Origin of the sequence: Oryzomonas japonica (genome assembly GCF_008802365.1) — a bacterium.
In the GTDB taxonomy this organism is placed as follows: Bacteria; Desulfobacterota; Desulfuromonadia; order Geobacterales; family Pseudopelobacteraceae; genus Oryzomonas; species Oryzomonas japonica.
The window spans coordinates 85,089-103,054 of record NZ_VZQZ01000002.1 but is presented as its reverse complement, the minus strand read 5'-3'; the positions used below and the strand labels follow the sequence as shown (position 1 = coordinate 103,054).

The 17,966-nt window shown below is 51.5% G+C and carries 18 protein-coding genes; 16 read left to right on the top strand and 2 right to left on the bottom strand.

The annotated features are described in order from the left end of the window. Positions 1–4: 4 nt before the first annotated feature. From F6V25_RS03690 to F6V25_RS03620, 16 genes are all read left to right on the top strand, one after another. A complete protein-coding gene (locus F6V25_RS03690; protein ID WP_151127293.1) occupies positions 5–919 on the top strand; it encodes a type II secretion system F family protein in 915 nt (304 codons plus the stop codon). A 252-nt stretch (positions 920–1,171) separates the two neighbouring features. After that, positions 1,172–2,050 (top strand): hypothetical protein, encoded by an 879-nt coding sequence (locus F6V25_RS03685; RefSeq protein ID WP_151127292.1) that lies wholly within the window; start codon positions 1,172–1,174, stop codon positions 2,048–2,050. Between the two features lie 26 nt (positions 2,051–2,076). Beyond that, positions 2,077–2,694: an outer membrane beta-barrel protein gene (locus tag F6V25_RS03680; RefSeq protein ID WP_191966064.1), complete on the top strand. Its 618-nt coding sequence runs from the start codon at positions 2,077–2,079 to the stop codon at positions 2,692–2,694. Then, the gene (locus tag F6V25_RS03675; protein ID WP_151127290.1) at positions 2,695–3,036 is read left to right on the top strand and encodes a DUF192 domain-containing protein; all 342 of its coding nucleotides are present in this window, start codon (positions 2,695–2,697) and stop codon (positions 3,034–3,036) included. Between the two features lie 179 nt (positions 3,037–3,215). Continuing rightward, complete coding sequence (locus tag F6V25_RS03670; RefSeq protein WP_151127289.1) at positions 3,216–4,793, top strand: hypothetical protein; 1,578 nt, start codon at positions 3,216–3,218, stop codon at positions 4,791–4,793. 288 nt (positions 4,794–5,081) lie between these two features. Further along, a complete protein-coding gene (locus tag F6V25_RS03665; RefSeq protein WP_151127288.1) occupies positions 5,082–6,761 on the top strand; it encodes a coiled-coil domain-containing protein in 1,680 nt (559 codons plus the stop codon). A 119-nt stretch (positions 6,762–6,880) separates the two neighbouring features. Next, on the top strand, positions 6,881–8,527 hold the full coding sequence (locus F6V25_RS03660) for a DUF2079 domain-containing protein (RefSeq protein WP_151127287.1): 1,647 nt from the start codon (positions 6,881–6,883) through the stop codon (positions 8,525–8,527). Further along, entirely contained in the window at positions 8,524–9,369 is an 846-nt protein-coding gene (locus F6V25_RS03655; protein WP_151127286.1) for a glycosyltransferase family 2 protein, read from the top strand. Before F6V25_RS03660 ends, F6V25_RS03655 begins: the two co-directional genes overlap by 4 nt. Positions 9,370–9,585: 216 nt before the next feature. After that, on the top strand, positions 9,586–10,566 hold the full coding sequence (locus tag F6V25_RS03650) for a glycosyltransferase (protein WP_151127285.1): 981 nt from the start codon (positions 9,586–9,588) through the stop codon (positions 10,564–10,566). Continuing rightward, a complete protein-coding gene (locus tag F6V25_RS03645; protein ID WP_191966063.1) occupies positions 10,563–11,513 on the top strand; it encodes an SDR family oxidoreductase in 951 nt (316 codons plus the stop codon). The genes F6V25_RS03650 and F6V25_RS03645 overlap by 4 nt, the downstream gene beginning before the upstream one ends. Positions 11,514–11,667: 154 nt before the next feature. Continuing rightward, positions 11,668–11,802: a hypothetical protein gene (locus tag F6V25_RS17360; RefSeq protein WP_275095230.1), complete on the top strand. Its 135-nt coding sequence runs from the start codon at positions 11,668–11,670 to the stop codon at positions 11,800–11,802. A 120-nt stretch (positions 11,803–11,922) separates the two neighbouring features. Continuing rightward, the gene (locus tag F6V25_RS03640) at positions 11,923–12,300 is read left to right on the top strand and encodes a PilZ domain-containing protein (RefSeq protein ID WP_151127283.1); all 378 of its coding nucleotides are present in this window, start codon (positions 11,923–11,925) and stop codon (positions 12,298–12,300) included. Positions 12,301–12,366: 66 nt separating this feature from the next. Continuing rightward, positions 12,367–13,104, top strand: coding sequence for a class I SAM-dependent methyltransferase (locus F6V25_RS03635; RefSeq protein ID WP_151127282.1), 738 nt, complete (start codon positions 12,367–12,369; stop codon positions 13,102–13,104). Continuing rightward, positions 13,086–13,874, top strand: coding sequence for a glycosyltransferase (locus F6V25_RS03630; protein WP_191966062.1), 789 nt, complete (start codon positions 13,086–13,088; stop codon positions 13,872–13,874). The genes F6V25_RS03635 and F6V25_RS03630 overlap by 19 nt, the downstream gene beginning before the upstream one ends. Positions 13,875–14,125: 251 nt before the next feature. Continuing rightward, positions 14,126–15,058 (top strand): glycosyltransferase family 2 protein, encoded by a 933-nt coding sequence (locus F6V25_RS03625; RefSeq protein WP_191966061.1) that lies wholly within the window; start codon positions 14,126–14,128, stop codon positions 15,056–15,058. Positions 15,059–15,141: 83 nt separating this feature from the next. Then, entirely contained in the window at positions 15,142–16,143 is a 1,002-nt protein-coding gene (locus F6V25_RS03620; protein ID WP_151127279.1) for a hypothetical protein, read from the top strand. A gap of 109 nt (positions 16,144–16,252) precedes the next feature. Here the strand turns inward: F6V25_RS03620 and F6V25_RS03615 are convergent, their stop codons facing one another. Then, a complete protein-coding gene (locus tag F6V25_RS03615; protein WP_151127278.1) occupies positions 16,253–17,122 on the bottom strand; it encodes an ATP-grasp domain-containing protein in 870 nt (289 codons plus the stop codon). A 450-nt stretch (positions 17,123–17,572) separates the two neighbouring features. Then, positions 17,573–17,926 (bottom strand): PilZ domain-containing protein, encoded by a 354-nt coding sequence (locus tag F6V25_RS03610; protein ID WP_151127277.1) that lies wholly within the window; start codon positions 17,924–17,926, stop codon positions 17,573–17,575. Positions 17,927–17,966: the final 40 nt, after the last annotated feature.

Below are 17,966 nucleotides of genomic sequence, written 5' to 3'. Positions count from 1 at the left end.
CGCCATGTTAAAGTTGATCGTCGGATCAGTTTTTGTCTCCATAGCCCTCATTACCGCTACCGTTCTGTATTGGTACGTTTCTCGGCGCATGATCGTCAAGGAGCGGCTTTCGAAACTGGTCGTCACGCCCCTGTCGTTTGAAGCCCCCACACTCATTGCCAAACCAACGCCTTTGAGTCGGTTTCTTTCCCGCCTCGGGGCGGTTCTCCCGCAAGAGGGGATGGATCGTTCCAAATACGAAAAGTTGCTCGTGTCGGCAGGTTATCGCAAATCGGGCCTGGTTGTCTTTTTTGGCTGCAAGGTCCTCTTCACCCTGCTTTTCCCTATCCTGTTCATGACACTTGTGACGGCGCCGACCGGCAAGGTTGCCGACCCGGAGATGTTGCTGGTCACGGTGGCCCTGGCCATAATCGGCTTTCTCCTGCCGAGTTTCTATGTGCAGAGAAGGGCTCGGATACGCAAACTGCTCATTTTTCAGACGCTGCCGGATATCCTCGATCTCCTGACCATCTGTGTCGAAGCGGGTATGAGCATTGACGCAGCAATGCTGCGCGCCTGCGAGAACCCGCAGTTCAAGGGAAACCCGCTGGCCGAGGAAATGAATATATCCGCCATGGAAACCAGGGCAGGTAAGTCCCGGCCGGAATCCCTGCGCGACATGGCTGAACGGACGGACGAGGATGATCTGAGGGCATTCGTGACCATGTTGATCCAGACGGAACGATTCGGCACTAGTCTCAGCCAGGCGTTGCGGATTCATTCCGACTCACTCCGGGTCAGGCGGCGTCAGATCGCGGAGGAGGCTGCGGCAAAAACCGCCGTCAAAATGCTCTTCCCGCTCGTTTTTTTCATCTTCCCCGCACTGCTTATTGTGATGTTGGGGCCGGCTATCATCAAGATCGGCCAGATTTTCAAATAATCCGCAGAAAGGGGGCATGCACATGAAACCGGATATCAATAGCATTCTACTGTTGGTTATTGCTGTGGAACTGGCGTTGCTGTACGTAAAGATGGGCAAGAAATAGTTTCCATACCCTGGACGGTTCGTCCCTACCGGTATCCGACGAACCGCCCAGGGGGTGTCGAGGAATTTTCCGGACCGTTGTCCGTTGCACTGTTCATAAAGCGATTTCTTTTGAATCTATACTCGAACCTCAGGAGGGGATTTCATATGAGATACCTGATACGGCTACTCCCATGCATTCTGCTGATGTCTTCACTGGCTTTGGCGGGTTGCGGCGGTTCAAATGCCGGCACGAACAGTTCGGCAAGCGATCAGTTTTCTACCGGGTCGAGTTCGGGAAGCGGCACAGGGACCAGCGCCGCAGGTGTCATTATGTTTACTGATACGGCAAGTTCACAACCCGGATCACAAACAAATATGCTTACTGAATTTACGAAAACTGTAAATCCCGCTGTTACACCGATCATAGGTGTCTACCAACCGATTCCGTTCAAGCTGACTGATTCCAAAGGCAATCCACGAGTGGGGACCCCGGTTACCATGTACGTTTACAGCATCACGACCCGTAACCCCAATGATGTGACAGTTGGCTTTTTAGTGCCGACAACAATTAGTGGGACGGTCACCGCACCGAATCCGGAAACTAATCAGCAGACTATCACAACCGACTCAGCCGGTATGGGAATATTCAATGTTGTAGTTGATATCGTCTCTCCTCCAGTTGACGCTTTCACTACGGTTACGGTTGTATATAAGGCCGTAACAAACGACTCGGTGCCGGTGACAGCTTATGTGGGCCAACTTTACCATCTGGATTCTACAGCTAACGCCCTGACGCTGACCCCCTCAAGCCAACACTTTGCCGCCAGCGATGGCGTGAATGCAATGCTAACCTTCGCCATATCAGGAGGGGTCGCACCATATACTGTGAGTTCCAGCAACACCGGACTTGTTACGGCAACCCGTACCGACGCAACAACCCTAACGGCAACGCTCGTCGACGCAGATTCTTGGTCCAATACGGTGACGGTTTCAGTGACAGACAGCTCAGGATTATCGGCTTCGTCGACAATAACCCGGCAATAAACATGACATGTTCTCGGAGGGAAATCATGCATAAGGCGCTCATCTCGGCACTTGTAATATTCTTTACTCTCACCGTTTCAATTGCCATGGCTGACACCATCGCCAACCGGCTGGGATTTACCGGCAAGGTCGGATTCGCCACCCCTATAAAGGACGATTTCATCAACGGCACATCCGAGACAAAGACCGGGTTTGCCGGTGGTGGCGGGCTTCTCTACGGTTTCGGCGACTATGTGGCGGCCGAGCTGGATGTCACCCATTTGCCCAAACTTGATGTGAAAAATGGTGGGATCAAGGCGTATGAAGCGACGCTCACCGACATCGGCCTTGGTCTTCAATGCCGGTTCATCCCCAATGGCAAGGTGGTACCCTACATCAGCGCCGGTGCTGATTTCATCAAGGGGAGCCTGAAGCATGTGAGCGGCAACGATTATGATCTGGATTGGACCTACGGGGGGCACGTCAGTGCCGGGGTTGACTGGTTTCTGACCAAAGGGATCGCCCTGACCGTCGAGGCCCGCGCGGTGCGGACGATTTCCGGCGACATTTTGAGCGGATCGACCAAGGTGGGTGAATACGATCCGTACTGGGTCCAGGGGACTTTTGGCCTCCGCATGTTTCTCCCCGAAACCTTCTGGCGTTAGATGCGTGCGATCATCGCAGGGCCGGCACGGGAACTGGCCGAAACCGTTCATGTGGCCCATTCGCTTTTTGCGCGGATGAAAGGGCTCTTGGGGAGAAAATCGCTCGATTTCGGGGAGGCGCTCTGGATAAAACCGTGCAGAGGCATCCACACCATCGGCATGAGGTTCGCAATTGATGCCGTTTTCCTGGATGGGGCCAACCGGGTGGTTGCCCTGATCCCCTCGCTGTTGCCAAACCGGATCTCCCCGATCTATCGCCGTGCGGCATCGGTCATCGAACTGCCGGCCGGTACGCTGGCCGGCATCGGCCTTGCCATCGGTGAGACGATTGAAATCCTGTGATGCCCTGTTTGCAGAGGCGCGGAAATTAAGTCAGTTCATTTTTGGGTAAAAAGAGTTTCAATGAATATAAATTTAATCCGCTCAATTCTGTTTCCGAAAAGTTATGATACTCCAAGTGTCATTCTACTTGTAATTCGCCTGTATCCGAAATTCCCCATTACCTCTGGAAGTAGCGCGCCATGACGATGAAATCTGTCCTCAAGCTGCGCCATTACCTGATCCCCCGCATATCCGATGTCCTGTTTGGCGCCGTACTGCTGTACACCGCCGTCTTTGCCGGCATGCGGATGCTCGGTGACGGGGATACCGGCTACCATGTCAGGGCAGGCGAACTGATGTTGAAGAGCGGCACCATTCTGCACTTCGACCCGTTCTCGTATATTCGGCCGCAACTCCCGTGGACCGCCCACGAATGGCTTGCCGAGATCATTATGGCCCTCTGCCATCACGTGGCGGGGTTGCCCGGGGTCGTGCTTCTCTTCTCACTGGTGATTGCCGTCACCAACCTGTTTTTTTTCCGGATGCTCCGCGACCGCGGTGCGGGCATACTCCTCTCGTCAGCCGTCCTTCTCCTGTTCATTACCGCTGCCAAGGTGCACTGGCTCGCCCGGCCGCATATTTTTTCTCTGCTGTTCATGATCTCCTGGTATATCGCTCTGGAGAAGCTGCAGGATGGAGAGGAGATACGGGCATGGCTGCTCCCCGCGAGTATGGTCCTCTGGGTCAATCTGCATGGCGGGTATATTGTCGGCATTTTTTTGATTTGTCTCTATCTTGCCGGGAACCTGTCCCTCTATTTTATCGATCATTCGGAATGGGATGCCATGGCCAGGCAACGGGTCGTCATATTATTGAAGATTCTGGGCTGGTCGCTCATCGCGGCACTTCTCAACCCCCTTGGTTACAAAATTTTCCTGTTCCCCTTCCAATTGGCCATGGACAAGACGCTCATGGACGGTGTCCAGGAGTTTCTGTCGCCAAATTTTCACGAACCGCAGATGCTCAAATACCTCCTCTTTATCATGGTGGCCGCTCTTGTTGCCAGCCGGCGTCGAATGCCGCCGGTACACCTGATTCTGATCTTGTTTTTTCTGAATATGGCCCTTTATTCCGTACGATATACCCCGATTTTTGCGATGGTTTTTCTGCCAATCATTACCCGCCACCTCGATACTGATGATATGGAGAGCTATTTCCCCCGCATTACCCGTTTTCTCCGCAGGCGTGAGGCTACCGTTGCCTCGGTTGATGCGGTGGCGCGGGGGGGGCTGTGGCCGGTTCTGGTAACGCTGGTGGTAACTTTCTTTATCGTTTCCGGCAAAATATCCTACAGTTTCGACCCCGCGATCAAGCCGGTTGCCGCCCTGGAGTTTTTGAAGAGGGAGCACGTCACCGGCAACGTCTTCAACAATGATGAGTTCGGCGATGTGACGATCTATATGCTTGCCGATCGGTACAAGGTTTTCATCGACGGACGGCTTGACATGTACCACTCCGCCGGTATTTTGAAGGAATATTTCAAGGTCACGACGTTACAGCCCGGTTGGGAAGACATCCTCAATAAACATGCCATTGGGTGGTTCTTTTTCGATACCAACTCTGTTCTCACCCGCTTTCTCCAGGCAATGCCCGGGTGGAAGCTGATTTATTCCGACAAGGTCGCCAGCATCTTTGTAAGAAACAGCCCGGAATATCAGTACCTGATTGAAAAGTACCCCCACGTGCAGCTTGCGGTGATCGATGACGTGAAAAAGTGATTTTCCCTGGTGGGGGTTCTCCAAGAGTGAATGCTTTGTTGTAGACTTGAAGTGGATGGACTTGCCCACTTATTGAGTTCAAAACGTTTCGTACTCGAACCTGGGGATTGGGCTGGCCAGGCTCAATAGGCTTGGCGGCTACGTTGCGTCATTGTCGTTCTCGCTGTCATCCCGATGTGTGCTGGAGGGTGGTCTTTGCACGCTCCATACGAAAATAGAGCTTTAATACTCGCGCGCAGAAAGGCATGCGGCAGGCTCCTGTTCTGGTCTGCTCTCGGTTCCTTGTTCATGCACAGCCTGATGTTTGCTGCCATGATCGCGCCGGTAATGCAACTGCCGGTAGTTGCAACCACGGAAAAGGTCGATTTTTTCCGGCTCTCCTCGTTTTTCTTCCCTGGCGGCGGAGATGTGCCCTCTGATGATTCACGGCCATTGCAACAGAGCGCCTCGAATCCACCGGCTGGCACCGATACCATGGCACCTGCACCAAGTACCCCTGAAGAGGCAGCCTCACCCCTGGAACAAACGACGGCAGAAGATGATGCTGTCCTCTCCCCGTCCGCCGACGATAGCGCCCCCCCCGAGATGGTCATTCCACCTTCTGTCGGACATCTCGTCGCCAAAAGCCCGCTTCCTGCGGCAACAAGCATGGCAGCAGCCCTCCCGACACCGCCCCAGGCTTCGCCACGCAAAACACCGGTCACCGATCAAGCACCTCCGAAGCAAGAACCGGTCAAGGCCGCTGTCGGCGAATCCCCCGACGCCGAGCGGGAAAAGGACCGCCTTGCCGTTCTGCACGAAGAGGAGTTGCGCAGGGCAGAGGCGGAAGCTGTTCGGCAAGCAGAGTCAGTGCGCTTGGCAGTAGAGCGCCAAGAGCAGGAACGCCGGGAACGGGAGAAAATTGCCTGGGAGCAGAGAACCCGACTGGCGGCGGAGCAGGAGCGGCTTGCCCAGGAGAAGGCACGCCAGCAACAGCTGGCCCGCGAGCAGGCAGAACGCGACCGCATGAGCCGTGCAGAAACACTCCGCACAGCAGAGCTGGAACGCAAGGCCCGTGAACGCGTCGAGCAGAAGCGGTTTGCCCAGGAGAAGGCCCGCCAGCAACAGCTAGTCCGTGAACAAGTGGAACGCGACCGCACGAGCCGTGAAGAAGCATTTCGCAAAGCAGAACAGGAGCGCAAGGCACGTGAACTTGCCGAGCAGAAGCGGGCCTCCCAGGAACGGCGGACTCGGCTGGCGGCAGAACAGGAACAAAAAACACGCGAGGCGGAACTCCTCAGGGCAGAGAACGAACGGCTTGCCCGGGAGAAGGCCCGTCAGGAACAACTTGCCCGCGAACAGGCGGTGCATGACAGCAAAAGCCGCGAAGATGCGCTTCGCAAGATCGAACAGCAGAAAAAGGACCGGATACTTCAGGAAAATAACAGATTGGCGGCAGAGAAGAGTTGGTTGGGGCAACTGGCCAAGATGCAGACCAGTCGCGAGGCAAAAGGCATTCCTGTCCCGATTGTTACGGGCGACCTTAAGCTGGTCATCTCCGGCAAAAAATATCCCCCTTTGACGGTCACCTTCAAAAAATTCGAGAAATCGAGGCGGGACAGGCCCTTCACACGTACCGAGTCCCGTAAGGGGATACCGGTCTTTCCGGTCATAGTGACAGCCAGCGCGGACATTCGGGAGGCTGTAATCGAGAAGACCAAAGAAGGGGTCTATACGTTTTCACAGGAACATTGCAGCAATTGCGACAATTCCTTTTCACTGATTCTCTATGAAGCAACGGCAAAGCGGGTTAAAAAGACCGTGCGTCCGCGTGCCGTTGGCGGAAAGGAGGTTGTGGCCAGAATACTCATGCCGGAAGGGATACTCTGGGATGACGATGCAGCATTTACCGGCAGCATAGAGGATACCGACAGTATAACGAAATTCGAGTCGGCATCCGGTCTGGTCTGGAAGGAATACTCAGATTAAATTTTGTGTTGCTACATAGATTAATTTATCAATTTTGAAACCGGGATGGTATGGAAAAACCATGGGGAATTGTATATTTGACTCCTCAAAACATTAAAGGGAAATAAGTGAGGTACAAGTTGACCGCATCAAAAGCATCGAGTGCAAATGGCACATTTGGGATCAACCAAGCGCGCCGAGTATTGTTTATAGTTGTTTGCGCACACTTTGCTTTATTGCTCACCATCGGACTTTTTCGACATTGGGGGTATATGACCTCCCTGAATGACCTGGGTTTCTTTGATCAAGCAGTCTGGGGAACGCTCCACGGCCAATGGTTTCTCGACACAAACAATGTCTTTGGACAGCCGATAAACTGGTTGAGCTGCCACTTCAATCCATTCCTTTTGCTGTTTGTTCCGCTCTACTCAATTTGGCCCGTAGCTGAATGGTTCATCGTCGCTCAAGCCTTTGCATTATCGGTTGCGGCTTTACCGATTTTTCTTCTTGCGAGCAGAGTACATGGGTCCGAGCGCACTGGACTACTCTGGGCATTGATCTATCTATTCAATCCTTTTCTGCTGGGTGCTGCGGCGTGGGACTTCCACCCGGTAACGATTGCCGTGCCCTTTATCGCGACGGCATTATTGGCTGTTGAGAAGAAAAATTTTCGGCTGCTTATGTTTTGCTGTTTCTGGCTATTGCTGCTCCAAGAGCAATTTGGTATTACGGTAGCGTGCTTTGGTGCCCTATGGTGGTTTAGGCAGGGGGATTGGAAAGGTAGTTTCCTCCTTGTGAGCATCGGCCTGCTGCACACCATACTTGTTCTGGGATTCATCATGCCGACACTTTCACCCTCGGGCATTCATTCAATGATTGTTGATCCTGGCGCGAAGGATAGCCGCTATGGCTGGCTTGGGGGGTCCTTGTCGGAGATTGTTGGCAATATTGCATTTCACCCAATCCGGATGCTTCACACGATGATTACGGTGCATGGGACAATCAGGTATATTGTTTTCCTTAGTCTGCCGTTGTTAGGTCTGTTTTTAGCTGCCCCCTTTTGGCTGCTGCCAGCGATTGCAGATTTCTTGGCGAATACGCTCTCTGCGAATCCGATGCCAAGGGCAATCACTTCCTACCATAGTGTCACGCTCGTTCCAATACTAACCGTTTCGGCGGTTTACGGCGCTAAGCGCATAGCTACGCTATTTGCTAAATCATTCTCTGTTCCCATTACAAATTGGATACTGCTGGCCACCGCAGTACTTGGATATGAACTTGCTCCATTGCCACTCCCTGGGGCCATTAATTTCTGGCGGCCTGTCCAATGGGTTCAGGTTCCGGACCCGGCTTTGAAACAGGTGCGTGCGTTGGTAGCAGATCGTGCGTCGCTGTCCGTACAGGCGAATGTTGGCGCACATTTTTCTCAGCGCCAGCAGATATTTCGCTATCCGTTCAAGGTTGGCGAGGCAGACGCCATCGTGCTGAGGCTCGACAGTCCCACGCTTAATATTATTCCCCACAACAGGCAAGGAATCGGCACGCTTGCCCATCACTTGCAAATGAATCCGGCTGAGTACCTGGCGTCGGTTGATTGTTTATTGCAAGACCCTGTCTATGGTGTAATTTTATGGAATGATCCCTGGCTAGTCGTCTTGCGTGGACCAAAAATTGCGGGAGCAGATGGGCTAATCAGGAATAGATTAGCCCATCTGCGCAACTCCTGGCAAATTACTTCTGGAGAATACGGGGCCGCACTCCAAGAATGCAGGAATAAATTGCAATGAGCAAACAGCTGACAGAACCCGTTGTTTCCGTCTGCATTCCAAGCTATGAGGGAGCAGAATTTATTGGCGCTGCAATCGAATCGGTTCTGGCACAATCTTTCCATAACTTCGAGCTTATTATCATTGACGACAGTTCGACAGATGGCACTGACAGAATCGTAAGCAATTATAATGATCCACGAATCAAATTTTTGCGTAATGATCGTAATCTTGGCCCCGAGGGCAACTGGAACCGTTGCATTGCTGAAGCACGCGGACGATACATAAAGCTGCTTCCGCAGGATGATCTTCTTGCCCCGCATTGCCTTGCCCGGCAAGTTGCCGTGCTTGAAGCTGATACGGACGAGCGCATTGCACTTGTGTTCTGTGCCAGGACAATCTTTGATTCTCACGGCAGAACCATCATGTCACGAGGTTATCCCAAACGTCGTGACGGGACAGTCGGTAGCCAATCTGCAATACGGACTTGCCTTCGCCGTGGCGCCAACATCATTGGTGAACCGGGAGGTGTGCTGTTCCGAAAAAGTCTGGCGAATGAGGTAGGGGGATTTGATGCCAGTATCGGCTATATAATTGATCTCGATTACTGGTTTCGTCTTCTGTTGCGAGGCAATGCGTACTACCTGACTGAAAAACTTGTGTCTTTCCGTGTTTCCAGTGGGTCTTGGAGCGTTGCCATTGGAAACGGGCAGGGTAAGGATTTTCAGCACTTTGTTGCCAGGGCGGCTACGAACCCTGCGTTTGGTATCGGTCGCATCGATATTATTGCAGGAAAAGTAATGGGGTGGACAAATAACCTGCTTCGCATGTGTGTTTATCAATACATTTTGAAGACAAAATAATATTGCCATGACATTGGAGCTCTCCAGAGACTATACGGCGGAGCAACTTCGACGTTGTCGGCACCCATTACGGATGCTGATCAAGGGGGGCTAAATCCGGAACATTCTGAAGGATGTCATTGGTCCGAGCATTGACTTTGTCTGCGGTGTCCCCTTCAACTGAACCGCAGTTTGTACGCTGTCTGGCCCAATCATGCTTTTAAAAGGTGCTATATTATGGACAATCTTGCCGCGCTCAGTGTCTCCATCGTAATCCCGGTTTACCGAGGAGAGCATACCCTTCCGGTTCTGGTTGAAGAAATCGCGCCACTGATTTACAGACAAACAACACCAAACGGCAACTGCTTCATGGTCCGTGAAGTCTTGCTGGTTCATGATTGCGGTCCGGATCGGTCTGACGAGACACTTGAATTCCTCAGCACTCAATATCCCTTTGTGCGGACGGTGTGGCTATCTCGAAATTACGGCCAGCATGCAGCTACGCTTGCCGGCATGGCTAGCGCTACAGGCGACTGGGTTGTGACAATTGACGAGGATGGGCAGCAAAATCCAGGGGACATTGGGTGCATGTTGGACAATGCTCTGGACTCCTCACTGCAACTGGTTTATGCATGCGCTACGAATCTGCCGCCGCACGGATGGCTTCGGAATATGTTGAGCCGGACCGCCAAGGCGATTAGCACGAGATTACTGGGTAACAGCAAAATCGGAAGCTTCAACAGTTTTCGGCTCATTGATGGAGAGATCGCAAGAACATTGGCGGCCTACTGTGGTAATGGCGTCTATCTCGACGTGGGGCTTTTCTGGATCACCGAGCGTATCGGACACTGTCCTGTTTCGTTGAGAAATGAGATGAGGCATGTCTCGGGGTACTCATATCTCAAGCTATTTGGGCATTTCTGGAACCTTATCCTTACAACCGGCACGCGCCCATTGAGATTAATCACAGTGATGGGCTTTTGCTCGATGTTTGTGGCTTGCGTCATTGCCGCCCATGTGTTGTATGGCAAATATTATGGCTTGGTGCCGGTTCAAGGCTGGGCGTCGATCCTGATAGCTGTTGTCTTTTTCGCGGGATGTATCCTGACCGCGCTCGGCGTGATCGCCGAGTACCTTGCGGTCACGATGGGTATCGTCATGGGAAGACCCCTGTATGTCGTCAGCTCCAAGCCGACGCGACCGGCTGTTCGCAAATGACTATTGCATGGGTCATAGGAAGTGGGGGGCTGCTCGGAGCGGCTTTGTGCAGTGCGTTGCGCCGTGACGGCACCGAGCTTTTTTTGCCAAGCGACCGTCTTCGTTGGGGCAGTTATTCAGAACTCGCCTCACAGCTTGAAGCCATCATCCCTGAGTTTGCTGCTCACGTTGGTGCGTCAGGCCGATGGGAGATTTACTGGGCTGCCGGCGTGGGCACCATGGGCAGTGCGGAAGACGTCCTTGCGTCTGAAACACGAGATATGTCTTTGGTGCTTGAGCTTCTCAAATCCAATATGCACCTGATGACCACCTCCGGTGCGTTTGCTTTCGCCAGTTCCGCAGGTGCAATCTATGCCGGGTCAGGGGATGATATCATCACAGAGAACACCCCCCCAAAGCCAACTACCGCCTATGCCCACGAGAAACTTAAGCAAGAAGATATGGTCCGCTCCTTAGCGGTTGGAACTAGTCGAATAACAGTGCTAATTGCCAGGATTTCAACGCTATACGGCTATGGACAAGCACACTGCAAGCAACAAGGACTCCTAACGCACATTGCCCGGAGCACTCTTCGTAATCAGCCCATTCAGATATACGTCCCATACGATACTGTTCGCGATTACATAGCCTCCGACGATGCCGCAGCTTCGATGATCATCGCCTTACGTATGATAGGTGTGGATAACCGGATTCTCACAAAAATAATTGCATCTGAAGACCCAACAACGATTGCCGGGATCATATCTATTTTCAAGAAAATTCTACGGGGACGCGGGCCGCGTATTGTAACGAGTACCAGTCGTTTATCCGACCTCTATCCTCGCCGCATGCAATTTAAATCGATAGTTTTGCCTGAATGTGCTGAGATACCAAAAATGCACCTCCTCGTGGGTATTGCTCAACTCGTGATGGCAGAACGTACTGCATTCACGCGGGGTCAGTTGTGAGACTTTTTCTCGAATACTTGTTAGGCATGCATACACTTATTAAATAGGAAGTTACCGTAATTGCGGCAATTTTTATTCATGCGTCCATTATGAAGCAACGGCAAAGCGGGTTTAAAAGAGCGTGCGTCCACGTGCCGTTGGCGGAAAGGAGGTCGTGGCCAGAATACTCATGCCGGAAGGGATACTCTGGGATGACGATGCAGCATTTACCGGCAGCATCGACGATGGCGACAGTATAACGAAATTCGAATCGGCATCCGGTCTTGTCTGGAAGGAGTATTCTGAATAGGTTTTTTGACAAGAAGGCATTATGCGCTTACTATTTACCTGTATATGTTTTAGAACCTTTTCACCGGGTACAGTCTGGCGGGGAACAACTATCTTTGAGTAATCCTCGGGGTAATGCAAAATGGAAAACAGAAACTTTACCAGAGTTGATTTCTCTGATGGCGCGTCAATTTCTTACAACAATCACCTCGTATGGGGCACCGTTGAAAATTTGAGCTTACAGGGATTCTATATCAGAACATCAAGCACTGTAAAACCAGACATGCCATTGGATTTGCCGTTAGACGTTACCATCTATCACCCGCCTCATTCTTCCATCAATGTGCGTGCGAGTACCATCCACTGTGAAGAAGTGGGCATGGGCATGAAGATTGATGAACTCGATGCGGATTCCTTTGTCAGGCTGGTTGACGCCGTTTCCTTAAAAAGTAATGCCCCTGCCATGATAATGAGCGAGACGTATAAAATGGCCAACTATGTCAAAATCGTAAATGACTGAGCGCCATCCTGATGATATCTGCTGTTGCAAGGTTTAATCCCCGATCACTCGGTTGAGCAGGAGCGAATGGATTTAAAGGAATTTACCATAACCCATGCGAAAAAACACCCGTGGGAGGTTGCACGACTCAAGGCTCTGCACAAGATTCTGGACCCTGTCATGTTTGAGGGGATCACCGCTCTTGATGTGGGGTGTGGCGACGGTTTCATCTCCGAAAATATTTTCAATCGCCTGACAAGCAAAGAGGTAACGGCCGTAGATATAAACTTGACCGATGAATTGATATGCGAGCTTAACAACCGTGCCAGCGGCGTGAAGTATTGCCGGGAAATGCCTGAAAAAGGGCCGTATGATCTCATACTCCTCCTTGACGTGATAGAGCATGTGGAAGCTGACCGGAAATTCCTGACGGATATCGTTGACAGGTATGCCCCCGGAGATGGCAAGGTCATGATAACAGTTCCCGCTTTCCAATCCATCTTCGGCAGGCACGATGTCTTCCTCGGACATTACCGGCGTTACAACCTGAAAGAACTTGTTGCATTGGCAACAATGTGCGGACTCAAGGTCCTTTCCTCCGGCTATCTTTTTTCCACCCTTCTGCTGCCGAAACTTGTCCTCTATAAACTCCTGAATATCGGCAAGGAGTCGGATGGCGTTGGGAATTGGGATGGGGGCGAGGTCATCACCAGGGTCATCGGGACGGTTTTTGATAGTGATAATAGCCTTTTGATCTCAGCCAGCCGTTTGGGCATAACGATACCTGGACTCACGGGATGGGTTTTATGCGAAAAACGAGGATAATCGTTCCATGCTATAACGAAGCAATGCGGCTGAACCCAAAGGCTTTTCTGGACGCTCTGGATAACAACAGCGACCTGTCGTTCCTCTTTGTCAATGATGGGAGTACGGATAGCACACGGCAGATTCTTACCTCTCTGAAAGATAAAAATCCCGCCCAGGTAGAAATTGTAAATCTGGAGAAAAACTCAGGCAAGGCCGAGGCAGTACGCCAGGGCATGCTCACGTCACTTCTGGGCGCTTTCGATTATATAGGGTACTGGGACGCCGATCTGGCGACTCCCCTTGACGTCATAGGGGATTTTAGCCGGTTACTCGAAGCTTCAGGCGCAGAAATAGTTATTGGCTCACGTGTACGCCTGCTTGGCCGAAGGATTGAGCGTAATGTCTTACGGCACTACTTTGGCAGGGTCTTCGCGACATGCGCATCGATCTTGCTCAATATCAATATTTACGACACCCAGTGCGGAGCCAAGATATTCAGGAACAACGAGGCCTTACGGCACGTCTTTGGTAAGCCCTTCAAGGTCGCTTGGACGTTTGATGTTGAAATGCTCGCCCGCTTTCCCATTGTCATGAACGTATCCCCACCGGAGGCAAGTTCCAGATGGGTTGAGTTTCCTCTTTTGCAATGGGTGGATGTAAAGGGCTCAAAGCTTAAATGGAGAGACTTCTTCACGGGTGCCCTTGAGTTCTGCACCCTCTTTTATTATCTGCGCACCCCTGCCTGCAAGACTTATGAAAAGTATCTCGGTGTCCCTGAAAGAGCCTGAGTGAGTAAGTATGTCGAGGGGAATTTTACGGCGGAAGTTGTAATCGGGTCTTTATGAGTAAAACCGCAAAGGGTTTTATTTGAAGGTCAAACGATTGGCCGATCAACTATGGAAAAAATGAGGTTAAAATTTGACGACCTGCTAAGAGGGAAATTTACGGTATAATACAATAACATGACAACGCCCTTGCCCGCCTTAGGGGGAGGGGACAATTACCCCGGAATATCCGCATGCGTTATGAGGACAGTTGCGTGAACATAACGGTGATGCTTGCAACATATAAACGTAATGAAATATTGTCCCGAACTCTCGACAGTTTTTGCAACATCATAACTGATGGATTGAGTTGGGAAATTTTAGTAGTTGATAATTATGGTGATCCAAAGACCGAGCAAATGGTTCTTGGCTTTAACAATAAATTACCCATCAGGTATCTTGTAGAAAAAAAACGTGGAAAGAATAATGCGCTGAATAAAGCAGTTAAGCTGGCAACGGGAGATCTTTTCGTATTTACTGACGATGATGTTATAGCAGATCATAATTGGTTGATGGAGATGCGGGACGGTTCAGCGAGATGGCCTGACGTTTCCGTATTTGGAGGAAAGATATTGCCCCAATATCCTCCTGAGACGAAAAGTCCGATATCAGAAGCTCACAAATTTTTCAAAGGAGCCTATGTCGTTGTAAACTGGGATACTGGAGAAGGGCACTGTCCACCGCATAAGGTTTGGGGACCCAATATGGCCATCCGTTCCAATGTTTTTCTTGAGGGCTGGCAATTTAATCCAGATATAGGTCCCAGTGGGGATAATTACATAATGGGTAGCGAGACAGAACTGCTCATGAAACTGGAAGAGTCCGGGATGAACGCGGTATTTTTGCCTAACGCTTTAGTTTATCACCAAATTCGACGTGAGCAGTTAGAAGTTGCTTGGTTATATGGAAGAGCATTCAGATATGGGCGTTCCATGGCGCAGCTATACGAACTGCCGAATGCCACTTATTGGTTCAATGCACCTCGATATCTTTTTAGAAAGCTCTTTGAAACGGCTATTAGAAGAATAATATATTGTTATAATTATGATAAATGGATTGACTTGGGAATTAATTATTGGATTTTGAGAGGGAATATATACCAATACAGGAAAAGAACTAAACAAGAATGTTTGGATGTCAGCAAATGAATAGGTTTGAGGCGTAAAAAACGATGAATAGTACAAACAAGTTGCACGGTTAACGATAAACATGAGAGTGAGGCTGAAATGTGATGGCAGTCAGCCAAACGATTAATCACGAGGTGGTCGCCTACCTCAGCGATGTGCTTGGGGGTATCGTGCCCTTGTCAAGCCCCCTGGACGCGGGGCCGATCGACGATGCTGCGCTCGCCAATGAACTCTTTACGGTGCTCACAAGCCGCACGTTCTGCTATCTGGGGCGGAACAAAACCGAGTGCTATCGCAATGATGTCGTGACCATGCTACGCAAACGGATGTCGACAGGCGGGGCCCTGAAGTTCTTCTACGATATCGGACCGGGCTACCACGCCACGACCCGGCCAGGGATTTTGCCGCTAACCTACGATGTCGGTCTCTCCGAGCTTCTCATCCTTTCTCAGATTAACACGCTCTGCCGCCGCATAGTCGAGTTATATCCGCCCGGTGCACACTTCTTTCTTGTCGTCGATAACCTCTGCGGCTTGCGCACGAACGACATTGCTCTCGATCTCACGGAGGGATACGTGCGCAAGTTTCGTCAACTGATCGACGAGATGCACATTTCGAACCGGCTTGGCCTGATTGTCGAGTCAGAGGAGTTCGATCTCGAGGAGTATGACCGGCTCCTGAGAGATGCCAAGGTTGAGCCGCCTCTTGATTCCGACCCGTCGCCACAGGCTATCGACAACGTGGCGCGTTTCCTCGGGCGCCCCATCACCGCGGCCGAGGCCGCCGAGCGTATGCATCGGTACAGCCGGACCGGTTACGTCACCAACTACCTCTTCGACAGACTGATCAAAGACGTCCACATGACCCAGCGAGCAACCGGTGCGACGCTCGGATTCCGCCCATTCCCGGGCGGCGATCAGCGCACGCAGGCCGGTGAGTTAGTGCTCTGTCGCAATTCCAAGGGACGGCTTTGTCCGCTGCTCCTCACGAGCAGAAATGTTGACTACTACGACTGCGTGCGGTTGGAATTTTCCGACGTGCTGCCGGCACCAGTGGCACATGTCACGTTCGCTTCGTCTTGCCCGCCAAGCAGCCCGCCCAGTTAGTGTCCCGTGCGGTTAGTTCGTCCCCGTAATTCCTCCTCTTTTGTACGCTGTCGTCGTTGCGGTCCCTTGATGTAGCCTCTGCTGTACTCACCGCAAACAGCGCGGGACACTAGGCGAAATAGCTGTACAGCCCCTCAGCGATCCGACGGCGCATCGCCTGCAAAGGGGCTCCTGCCACTTGGCTCGACGCCCCTGTCGTCTTGTTGACATCAATCAGCACTGGACGCCCCTCGTGGACGAGATAGTCCAACTTTCCGTAATCGAGGTTAAATTGCTTGCGCCACGTGTAGACTTCGGAGTGTGGTTCGACCACTTCCGACGAGACGCTCATTGAGGCCTTGAACACAGGGTGGGGGGACGCGATTCTTATGCAGGTCCAGCGGTCGCCGAGCACTTGGAACATGCGCAGATGATACAAGTTGTTCTCGCGCTCCGGGAGAAATCGCTCGACCACAACGTCGCTCCGCTTGAAAAATAACGATGGAACGGCTTTAACGCTGTCGTAAACCCGGTACTTCGTCCAGTCTGTAATCGCCTCCCGGCCGGTGAGCCGATCCATGACTTGGCATGCCGTGCGCCAAGCGCCAGAGTGTCTGGTGAGCCACCCCGGCGTCAACAATTGCTCAGGCACACCTCCGTAGTTGAAATTAGACTTCACTATGACGGGTCCGGTCCATGATTCGTGCGGACCGACGAGTTGGGTGCTGACAACTGACTTGCGGATGTCCCGGATTTGCCCATTGAGGACAATCGGATAGCGCGAGGCGAAGGCGAGGTATTGATCGGGGACGACTGACAGGTCCACGTGTAAGAGTACGATGTCCGCCGGCACATAGGTTTTTGTCCCAAACAAATAAACGACTTCGTGCCCATCCTCGCGCCAGTAGCTAGCAAGGTGATCAACGCTGTATCTTGTGACCCCGGTAACGCTATTACCGCTGTGGAACAAAACGACGATTCGCTTCTTGGTAAGGTTCATGGAGGGCCCCTGCACTGCACGCGAGGTTTCCCGCTGTTTTGGTCAGGGGGAAGGTGATAGGAATTTGCTTTTCCCTGTGAGTACTGTATATCTCAAAAAAAACAGCCGTCAATGTGGTTTTATCTAGGTCTCTCCGGGGAACGCAATAAGTATCTACCCACTGCTGTCCGTCTTGATCTCCTGATTTTGCCTGATCCAATCGTTTATGATGAATCAATTCAGTCATCACCCCAGAAATTTCCCATCGGAGCATTGTCGTAACTGTTACCCATGCGGCTCATCGACGTCGTCATGAACACAGGAAACAGCAAATTATTGTGAGTGCAGGGACGTTGTGCAACGTGAAGAGGATGCTCAATGTATCATCAGTGGGAGAAAGGAGGGGCGGCGGTACGTGCTGGCCGCTCGGGCAATAGATTTGAGTGGTTAAGCGTTAAGCTGTGGCACTAGTCAGTGAATGCAGTTCGCCATTTTATAGGTTTCATGCATTATAAGCGTTTGATCGTTGCATTGTTGTGAGATCACCTCCCTGAGACGGACAAAGGAGTTCACATCCAGCCCGCTGATTTTCATGCCCACTCCGTCCTCTTCGCTACGAACTACGCAGGCATTCAAATAGATGGAAGAGTCGGGCGATTGATAGATGGTTACTTCCAGGGGATTATCGAGCGGCAGGTCATGCTTTGTTTTGATAAAGAAGCCTTGTAAGCTTACATTCCCTATATTTCCCCAGAAAATTTGCTCTTTATACTTAATTGAGGCTCCGCCAGAAAAAGCAACCCGAGTAAAATTTCTCTTCTCCATTTTGATGTCTCCTCAATACTCATATTACGAGAAAGCAGCA

Coding starts and splice junctions, on each gene's coding strand:
- F6V25_RS03690 (WP_151127293.1), top strand. CDS start 5: ATGTTAAAGTTGATCGTCGGATCAGTTTTTGTCTCCATAGCCCTCATT.
- F6V25_RS03685 (WP_151127292.1), top strand. CDS start 1,172: ATGAGATACCTGATACGGCTACTCCCATGCATTCTGCTGATGTCTTCA.
- F6V25_RS03680 (WP_191966064.1), top strand. CDS start 2,077: ATGCATAAGGCGCTCATCTCGGCACTTGTAATATTCTTTACTCTCACC.
- F6V25_RS03675 (WP_151127290.1), top strand. CDS start 2,695: ATGCGTGCGATCATCGCAGGGCCGGCACGGGAACTGGCCGAAACCGTT.
- F6V25_RS03670 (WP_151127289.1), top strand. CDS start 3,216: ATGACGATGAAATCTGTCCTCAAGCTGCGCCATTACCTGATCCCCCGC.
- F6V25_RS03665 (WP_151127288.1), top strand. CDS start 5,082: ATGCACAGCCTGATGTTTGCTGCCATGATCGCGCCGGTAATGCAACTG.
- F6V25_RS03655 (WP_151127286.1), top strand. CDS start 8,524: ATGAGCAAACAGCTGACAGAACCCGTTGTTTCCGTCTGCATTCCAAGC.
- F6V25_RS03650 (WP_151127285.1), top strand. CDS start 9,586: ATGGACAATCTTGCCGCGCTCAGTGTCTCCATCGTAATCCCGGTTTAC.
- F6V25_RS03645 (WP_191966063.1), top strand. CDS start 10,563: ATGACTATTGCATGGGTCATAGGAAGTGGGGGGCTGCTCGGAGCGGCT.
- F6V25_RS03640 (WP_151127283.1), top strand. CDS start 11,923: ATGGAAAACAGAAACTTTACCAGAGTTGATTTCTCTGATGGCGCGTCA.
- F6V25_RS03635 (WP_151127282.1), top strand. CDS start 12,367: ATGGATTTAAAGGAATTTACCATAACCCATGCGAAAAAACACCCGTGG.
- F6V25_RS03630 (WP_191966062.1), top strand. CDS start 13,086: ATGCGAAAAACGAGGATAATCGTTCCATGCTATAACGAAGCAATGCGG.
- F6V25_RS03620 (WP_151127279.1), top strand. CDS start 15,142: ATGGCAGTCAGCCAAACGATTAATCACGAGGTGGTCGCCTACCTCAGC.
- F6V25_RS03615 (WP_151127278.1), bottom strand. CDS start 17,122: ATGAACCTTACCAAGAAGCGAATCGTCGTTTTGTTCCACAGCGGTAAT.
- F6V25_RS03610 (WP_151127277.1), bottom strand. CDS start 17,926: ATGGAGAAGAGAAATTTTACTCGGGTTGCTTTTTCTGGCGGAGCCTCA.